The following is a 3121-nucleotide window of genomic DNA, read 5'->3' on the forward strand; positions in this document are numbered from 1 at the left end:
AGCGCGCGGGCTCGTGCGGCTTCGGGTCCGTCGTCTCCAGGCTGGCCGGTTAATATATATCTTAACTCGGTCCGGGACGAATGGGGTGGGGCTCCGCCCGCCGTGATGGGTCCCGGCGCGACACCTCCCTCGACCTGCGCGCGCTGCACCGGCCGCGACATCTGAAGCGTCTTCAACAGGGTCGAGCGCGTGATCGAATCCGTCGCCTCCGACAGCTCCAGGTGCACCGCCCGGTTGACGAGGCCTCGAGCCAGGGCCAGCACGTAGCCGCGCTGCATCCGGAGGGCGAGCACGAACGCGACGACAGAGAGCGCCACCGCGAGCGCGAGCAGCACGTCCCCCCGGTCGTGGAGCGCCATCGGGAGGAAGACCACCCCCTGCGCGACCGCCGCGCCCAGGAGATCCCCCGCGCGCGAGGCGCCGACGTCCACGAGCGACTTGATCGCCCGCTTGTCGCGCGCCGGCACCGGGGTGAAGAGCACTTCGTAGCCCGCGTTGAAGAGCGAGGCCATGAGCACCGACTGCGCCCCGCGCGCCAGCGCCGCGCTCGTCAGGCCGGGCGCCACGAACGCGCCGGCCGCCCCCACGGCGGCGCCCGCCGGGAGGATCGCGGCCGCTCGCGCCGGGCCGACCCGCTCCAGCACGAAGCGGCTCACGAAGGCCTGCACCAGGAAGATCAGGAGGGAGACGCCCGTGTAGAATGCGGCGAAGAAGCGCAGAAGTCCCGCGCCGTGCGGCCAGACCTCGGTGGCTCGTCCCTTGAGCACGAGGTCGATCATCACGTCCGCGACCGTGAGCAGCACGACAAGGGAAATGAGATTCCGGATGTAGGGCATCGAGAGGAGCGCCCGCACTCCGGCGGTGGAGGTGCCAACCGCCGTTGACCCGGCTGTGGGACGCCCTGCGTCCCCGGTTACCCGCGCCTCCAGCTCCTGACGGCCCCGCAGCACGACCATCCCGGCCGCGCACACCAGCTGGATCCCCGCGAGCACCGGGAGCATCGCCGCCACCGGGATGAACCGGGCCAGCTCCGCCGCGAGAAGGCCGCCGCCCAGGCCGCCCAGCGTCCCCGCGGCGTTCACCTGGCCCAGCTGGCGCTTGGCGCTCCGCGGGTCGAGCCGCTCGTTCAGGAACGACCAGAATCCGGAGATGAGCAACGCGCCGAGCCCGCCAAAATGCAGATAGACCAGGACCGCGGCCACGCCCGGCGCCACGTACGACACCCCCCATTCCACGAGCAGGAGCGCGGCGCTCAGGGCGAAGGCGGTGGGCATCACGACGGCCGGCCCCCAGCGGACCATCGCCCGCGTCGAGCCGTACGCCAGCGCGAGCGCGAGGACCGCCGTGGCCATGATCATCATGGGGAGCGCGGTGATCGGAAAGTGGGAGAGGAAGAGGGCATCCCGCGTCGCGCGCCCGCCGACCTGCGAGGCGAACATCCCCGCGGCCGTCGCGAAAACGGCGGGGCCAAGGGAGATTCGGGTGCTGTTGGGGGTCATCTCCGGCTGCGGCCGTCAGGCTCGCGCGGTCAAAGCAGCGGCCCTCAGACCGTCCCCGCCATGGCGTCCAGCATCTTGCTCCACGCTTCGACGCTCTTCGGCACGAACGCCGCCCACTCGGCGGGGATCTCGTGCGTGACCGTCACCTCGCACCCGTCGCGGCGCTCGGCCAGGTCCACGACCACGCGGCTCACCGGATCGGGCGGCACCGCGAAGGTGAAGACGAGCCGCCGGGGCGGGTCCATCGCGAGAAACTCCCCCACGTGCTCGACGTCCTTGTCGCCGCGGCGCTGCACCCAGGAGAACCGCCCCCCCACGCGCGGTTCCACGTCGATCCGCACCATCGGTCCCAGCCCGGGCCCGAACCAGTCGCGGATCTTCGCGGGGTCGAGCCACGCCGCGTAGACGCGCTCGGCCGGCGCCTCGAACCGCCGCGTCGCGCGGGCGCGGACGTCTTGCCCGGCGCTCATGGTTGCCCCTGGGAACGACTCGCCCGCATCATGGCTTCGGGATGCGCGTCGTCGTGTCGTCGACCTGGGTCGCCTCTTCCTGCGCGATCCGCTCGCGCGCCCAGGTCTCGGCCGAGGAGAGATCCATGTCGAGAATCCTGGCCGCATCCGCCCAACTCCGCGCGACGTCCACGTTCGCCGCGCCGTAGATGTTGTGCATGATGGCGTACATGCGGGCGAAGCCGTAGAAGAAGTCGCTCGGCGCGATCAGGACCGTGCGCACCTTGGGAGGCGCCAAGGCCGGGCGAAGCCGCTCCATCTCGTGATGCATGAACTTGGGCGACGTCTCGTTCCACTTCGCCGCGGACAGGTCGACCACGCTCGCCTTCGGATGGTGCTCCGAAAGCTCGCTCACGCGATGGCTGATCGTCTCCAGGATGTCGACCAGGGAAATCGTGCCCCAGTAGGTGGACGCGACGAGGGTGCTCTCGTCCAGATAGCGATAGTCGCCGGGCATGATCGGCCCCCGCTGGATGGAGTGGTTCGGGGCCTCTCGACACCCCGAGGAGAGCCCGATAGTAGCCCTTACCGCCGCGCGCGCCTAGATGATGTCGGGCGGTTGGATCAGGGCAGCGGTTCGGTCGGCGTCTCCGTGGCGTCTCGCGCCGATGGCCCGTTGGCGGGTCCCCGGACCGGCGTGTCACCCCGACCCGGCGCGTCAGCCTGTCCCGCGGCACCACCCTGCCCTGGCGCACCCCCCCGCGCTTCACGCCGCTTTCTCATCATGAAAGCCACGCCGAACACCCGCTCGGCTTCGTACTGATTGTGGGTCCGGCAACGGAGCCGAATCCCCTCCACGGACGCCTTTCCTCCTCGGGCGACGGGCTCTCGATGGTCGAACTCGAGGAACCGTCGCGCGGTGCACCGATGCCCATCGGCGCCGACGAACGTGCACTGCCCTCGGTCCCGGTCCCATACCGCGCGACGGATACGCGCAGGGATGTGCCGTGGCCGGAGGGTCGGGCGCGACCGCCCCGCGCGCTCGGCGCCCGCCTTCCGCCGTTCGAGCTGCGTGATCAGAGCATCGAGGGCGCGGTCGAGCACCTGGGCCACGTCTCCCGCGGGAATGGCGTGGCTGAGCAAAGACTGCGCGCGCCGCAGCTTGTCGTGGGT

The 3121-nt window shown here is 70.9% G+C and carries 4 protein-coding genes; 1 reads left to right on the top strand and 3 read right to left on the bottom strand.

The window, feature by feature from the left end:
- From VE326_08605 to VE326_08615, 3 genes are all read right to left on the bottom strand, one after another.
- A partial coding sequence (locus VE326_08605; GenBank protein ID HYJ33267.1) for a hypothetical protein occupies positions 1 to 1499 on the bottom strand: 1499 nt, incomplete at its 3' end.
- Between the two features lie 44 nt (positions 1500 to 1543).
- A complete protein-coding gene (locus VE326_08610; GenBank protein ID HYJ33268.1) occupies positions 1544 to 1969 on the bottom strand; it encodes an SRPBCC domain-containing protein in 426 nt (141 codons plus the stop codon).
- A gap of 28 nt (positions 1970 to 1997) precedes the next feature.
- Positions 1998 to 2465: a hypothetical protein gene (locus VE326_08615; GenBank protein ID HYJ33269.1), complete on the bottom strand. Its 468-nt coding sequence runs from the start codon at positions 2463 to 2465 to the stop codon at positions 1998 to 2000.
- 374 nt (positions 2466 to 2839) lie between these two features.
- Here VE326_08615 and VE326_08620 point away from each other — a divergent pair.
- The coding region (locus VE326_08620) for a hypothetical protein (GenBank protein ID HYJ33270.1) at positions 2840 to 3121 on the top strand (282 nt) is incomplete at its 3' end.

The organism is Candidatus Binatia bacterium (assembly GCA_035631035.1).
GTDB lineage: Bacteria > Eisenbacteria > RBG-16-71-46 > SZUA-252 > SZUA-252 > DASQJL01.